Source organism: Inquilinus sp. (genome assembly GCF_057815775.1).
This window is the reverse complement of the sequence record NZ_JBYRFX010001196.1, coordinates 1-4,719: the sequence shown is the minus strand read 5'-3', so window position 1 is coordinate 4,719 and position 4,719 is coordinate 1. Positions and strand designations below refer to the sequence as shown.

The following is a 4,719-nucleotide window of genomic DNA, read 5'->3' as shown; positions in this document are numbered from 1 at the left end:
GCAGTTCCCGGACACGCTGTTCTACGTCCAGCCCTCCGACATCGTGACCCAGGTGCTGAACTTCGGCGTGCCCAGCCCGGTCGACGTCCAGGTCACCGGCCGCGACCGCGCCGGCAACCAGAAGCTGGCCCAGTCCTTGCGCGACAAGCTGGCGCTGATCCCCGGCCTGGTCGACGTGCATGTGCAGCAGGAGCTGAACGCGCCGGAGCTGGACTACACGGTCGACCGCACCCGGGCGCAGGAGCTGGGGTTGAACATGACCGACGTCGCCAATGACGTGAATGTCAGCCTCAGTTCGTCGACCCAGGTCGAGCCGAACTTCTGGACCGACCCGGCCAACGGCATCGCCTATTACCTCGCGGTGCAGACGCCGGAATATCGGGTCGCCAGCCTGAACGACCTCGACAACACGCCGATCGGGTCCACCACCACCGAGGCCGGCGTGGTGCCGAACCTGCTGGGCAACATCGCCGCGCCGCACCGGGTGCCGGTGCAGTCGGTCTATAACCAGAGCAACATCCAGTCGGTCTACGACGTCTATGCCAGTGTCGATTCCCGCGATCTCGGCGGGGTCGCGGCCCAGGTGCAGTCGATCGTCGCCGATGCCCAGAAGACGCTGCAGCCCGGCAACACCATCGCCATCCGCGGCCAGATCAGCAGTATGGAATCGGCGTTCCGCGACCTGGGCACCGGCCTCGCCTTCGCCGCCATCTTCGTCTACCTGCTGATGGTGGTGAACTACCAGAGCTTCCGCGATCCGCTGGCGGTGCTGCTGGCCCTGCCCGGTGCGATGAGCGGCATCGTCCTGGCGCTGTTCGTCACCGGCACCAGCCTGAGCGTCCCGTCGCTGATGGGCGCGATCATGGCGGTCGGCGTCGCCTCGGCCAATTCGATCCTGCTGGTGACCTTTGCGCGGGAACAGAGCCGTGCCGGCCATTCCCCGTTCGAGGCGGCGCTGTCCGCCGGCGTCACCCGGCTGCGGCCGGTGCTGATGACGGCCTGCGCCATGATGGTCGGCATGCTGCCGATGGCGATCGGCGGCCCGGGCGAAGAGCAGAACGCCGCCCTGGCGCGCGCCGTGATCGGCGGCGTCGGCGCGGGGACGCTGACCACCCTGCTGTTCGTGCCCTTCCTCTATGCCGTGAACGCCGGCCTGGGCTCGCGCCGCCAGGCCGCCCTGCCCCACCCGTCCCCCGCGGAGTGATGACCATGGACCAGCACATCGAGGTCCCCGTGACGGACGGGGCCAAGGACGCCGCCACCCCGACCGGAACGACGCCCCGGCGGCGGCGGATCGCACGGCTGCTGGGCGCGACCGCAATCGTCGCCATCGGCGCCGCGGTCGGGTTCGGGCTGTGGAACCGCAGCGCGCTCGACGCCCAGGCGACCACGGTCCGCAACGAGACCCGCGACGACCAGCCGATCGTGCGGACCGTGGCGGTGACCGCGGAACAGGGCCCGAAGGTCGACGAGCTGCCCGGCACCACCAGCGCCTTCGCCAGCGCCGTCGTCTTCGCCCGTGCCACCGGCTACATCGCCACGCGCAATGTCGACATCGGCAGCCAGGTCAAGGCGGGCGAGGTTCTGGCGGTGATCGCCGCGCCGGACCTGGACCAGCAGCTGGCCCAGGCCCAGGCCCAACTGGCGCAGACCAACGCGACGCTGGCGCAGGACCGGGCGAATGAGCGACTGGCCGACGTCACAAACCAGCGCACCACCAGGCTGGTGGCGCAGGGCTGGGCCAGCAAGGAACAGGGCGACACCGACACGTCGAGCCAGCAGGCCAGCGCCGCCGCCGTGGTCGCGGCCCAGGCCAGCATCATCGCGCAACAGGCCGACGTGTCACGGCTGCAGCAGCTGACCGGCTTCGAGAAGGTGGTGGCGCCGTTCGACGGCGTCGTCTCCAGCCGCAACTTCGATGTCGGCACCCTGACCACGGCCGACAGCTCGACCGGCACGTCGCTGCTGTCGATCGTCCAGACCAGCACGCTGCGGATCCAGATCTTCGTGCCGCAGGAGGATTACTTCGCCCTGCATGACGGCGAGGATGCCGCCGTGACGGTGCCGCAGCTGCCCGGCCGTGTCTTCCACGGCCGCGTCGCCCGCACCGCCGGCGCGCTGCAGCCGGGCACCCGCACCCTGCTGACCGAGGTCGATGTCGACAATGCCGACGGCGCCCTGACCGCCGGCCTGTACTGCATCGTCAAGCTGGACATCCCGCGCGCCAGCCCGGTGATCGTGCTGCCGTCGCAGGCCATCGTGTTCGACGAACACGGGCTGTCGGCCGCCGTCTACGCCGATGGCGCGATCCGGCTGCATCACCTCGATGTGCTTGCCGACAACGGCGCCACGCTGGACATCCGGGCCGGGCTGAACGAGGGCGACCAGGTCGTGCTGAACCCGCCTGCCCTGCTGCACGACGGCATGCGGGTGCAGGTGGCGGCACAGCAGCCCCCGGCCGGCGGCCCGGCCGTCAGCGGCCAGGCAACGGCAGGGAAGAAGACGGGCTGACAACGCGCCGGCCGCTCGGCGTGCGTTCGACCGTCAGGGCCACGCCGTAGAGCCGGGTCAGTTGCTGCGGCGTCAGCACGGCGTCGACCGGCCCGGTCTCGAAATGATTGTCGGGACCGAGCACCGCGACCCGGTCGGCGACGGCGAAGGCCTGCTCCGGCTCATGGGTCGAGACCAGCACCGCCAGCCCGTCGGCGGCCAGGACGCGGATCCGGTCGAGCACCAACAGGCGGTTGCCGAGGTCGAGGCTGGCGGTCGGTTCGTCCATCACCACCACGCCGGTGCGCTGGGCCAGGGCGCGGGCGATCAGCGCCAGTTGCCGCTGCCCGCCCGAGATCCGCGTCGAATCCCGCGGCGCCAGCGCGGCGATGCCGAGGGCGTCGAGCGCCTGCATGGCGATGTCGAGATCGGCCTTCCCGGGCGTGGCGAAGGCGCCCAGCGACGCCGTACGCCCCATCACCACGAGGTCGAGCACAGTGTAGGCGAAGTCGCCGGGATAGGCCTGGGGCACATAGGCGATGCGCCGGGCGATCGCGGCCGGCTTCAGCCGGGACAGGTCGTCGCCGCCGACCCGCACCGTCCCGGCCAGCGGCGGGATCAGCCCGAGCAGCGTCTTGAACAGCGTGGTCTTGCCGACCCCGTTCGGCCCCAGCAGGCAGGTGACGCTGCCGGCCTCCAGCGCCAGGCCGATGCCGGTGGCCACGATGGTCGCGCCATAGCCGATCGACAGGCCCTCGGCCGACAGGGCGGTCACGGCAGCCGCCTCCGCCGGCCATGGGCCAGCAGCCAGACGAAGACCGGGCCGCCGACCACCGCGGTCAGCACGCCGAGCGGGATCTCGATCTGGGCGACGGAGCGTGCCAGCGTGTCGATCGCCACCATGAAGGCGGCGCCCAGCAGGATGGCCGCCGGCAGCAGCCGGTCGAAGCGCGGCCCGACCAGCAGGCGCGCCATATGCGGCACCATCAGCCCGACCCAGCCGATGACGCCCGATATGGCGACCACGCTGGCGGTGATCAGCGTCGCCGCCACGATCACCAGCAGGCGCAGGCGGCGGACATCGACGCCGAGCGCCCGGGCCTCGTCATCGCCCAGCGACAGCACGCCGATGCGCCAGCGCAGCAGCACCAGCGGCACGAGGCCGACCAGCACCGCCGGCAACACCGCCGCGACATCCTGCACCTTGGTGCCGGCCAAGCTGCCGAGCAGCCAGAAGGTGATCGCCGGCAGCTGGTCGTAGGGATCGGCCAGGATCTTGACCAGGGAGATGGCGGCCCCCGCCAGGGCGCCGACCACGATGCCGGCCAGGACCAGCACCAGCACGTCGCCACCGCCGCGCAGGGTGCGAGCCAGGGCGCCGACGGCCATGACCGTCACCAGGCCGCCGCCGAAGCCGAGCAGCTGGATCGCCGCCACCGGCAGGCCGAGCAGGATGCCGAGCACGGCGCCGAAGCCGGCGCCGGTCGAGACGCCGAGGATGTCGGGTGACACCAGCGGGTTGCGGAACAGGCTCTGATAGGCGGCGCCTGCGGCGGACAGGGCGGCGCCGACCAGCACCGCCGCCAGCACCCGCGGCAGGCGGATGCGGAACAGCACCGTATCCGCGGTCGTATTCCCCGCCTCGCCCCACAGCCGGTGCCACAGCGCGGCCAGCACGTCCTGCGGCGGGATGCGGTAGGGGCCGATGCCCGACGCGACCAGCACCGCCGCGACCAGCAGGATCGTCAGGACCAGGAAGACCGTCGCTGTCCGCACGGCTGCGGCTCAGCCCCCGGGTGCGTCGAGCAGGCGGGCCAGATCGGCGTCGGTCAGGTCGACCTGGTAGAACAGGTGGTAGAAGTCGCGGACCTGGTCCCGAAGATTGCCCGGCGCCTGCTCCGGATACAGCGTGTGCAGCAGCCAGGTCAGGCCGATCAGCCGATTGACCGAGGGCGGGAAGTCGACGAAGCCGAAGGGCAGGCCCGGCGACAGGAAAATGCGTTTGGCCTTGACCGCCGGCACCGGCTGCCAGTCCGGGTTGGCGGCGACCGCCTGCACGAAGCGGCGGTCGAGCGCGATGATCGTGTCCGGCGCCCAGGCGATCACCTGTTCGGCCGAGGCGGTGACCAGCCCGCCCTTGTCGCGCAGGCCCTCGACCACGTTGACCGCGCCGACGCGTTCGATGATCTCGGTGTTGATCGACCCGCGCGAGCCGCTCTCCAGCCCCTC

Annotated in this window: 5 protein-coding genes; 2 read left to right on the top strand and 3 right to left on the bottom strand. The window is 71.3% G+C overall.

Annotated features, from left to right (window positions below):
• Both AC3XYG_RS42520 and AC3XYG_RS42515 read left to right on the top strand, forming a co-directional pair.
• Positions 1–1,204, top strand: a 1,204-nt coding sequence (locus tag AC3XYG_RS42520; RefSeq protein ID WP_489145972.1) for an efflux RND transporter permease subunit, incomplete at its 5' end; no start/stop codon positions are given.
• Between the two features lie 5 nt (positions 1,205–1,209).
• Positions 1,210–2,511 carry an efflux RND transporter periplasmic adaptor subunit gene (locus AC3XYG_RS42515; protein WP_489145971.1) on the top strand — a complete coding sequence of 434 codons (1,302 nt, stop codon included), beginning with the start codon at positions 1,210–1,212 and terminating at the stop codon, positions 2,509–2,511.
• On the opposite strand, the gene AC3XYG_RS42510 is transcribed toward AC3XYG_RS42515, so the two are convergent.
• The 3 genes from AC3XYG_RS42510 to AC3XYG_RS42500 all read right to left on the bottom strand — a co-directional run.
• Positions 2,474–3,265 carry an ABC transporter ATP-binding protein gene (locus AC3XYG_RS42510; protein WP_489145970.1) on the bottom strand — a complete coding sequence of 264 codons (792 nt, stop codon included), beginning with the start codon at positions 3,263–3,265 and terminating at the stop codon, positions 2,474–2,476. The genes AC3XYG_RS42515 and AC3XYG_RS42510 overlap by 38 nt on opposite strands.
• Entirely contained in the window at positions 3,262–4,266 is a 1,005-nt protein-coding gene (locus AC3XYG_RS42505; protein WP_489145969.1) for a FecCD family ABC transporter permease, read from the bottom strand. The genes AC3XYG_RS42510 and AC3XYG_RS42505 overlap by 4 nt, the downstream gene beginning before the upstream one ends.
• A 9-nt stretch (positions 4,267–4,275) precedes the next feature.
• The coding region (locus AC3XYG_RS42500; protein WP_489145968.1) for an ABC transporter substrate-binding protein at positions 4,276–4,719 on the bottom strand (444 nt) is incomplete at its 5' end.

Coding starts and splice junctions, on each gene's coding strand:
- AC3XYG_RS42515 (WP_489145971.1), top strand. CDS start 1,210: ATGGACCAGCACATCGAGGTCCCCGTGACGGACGGGGCCAAGGACGCC.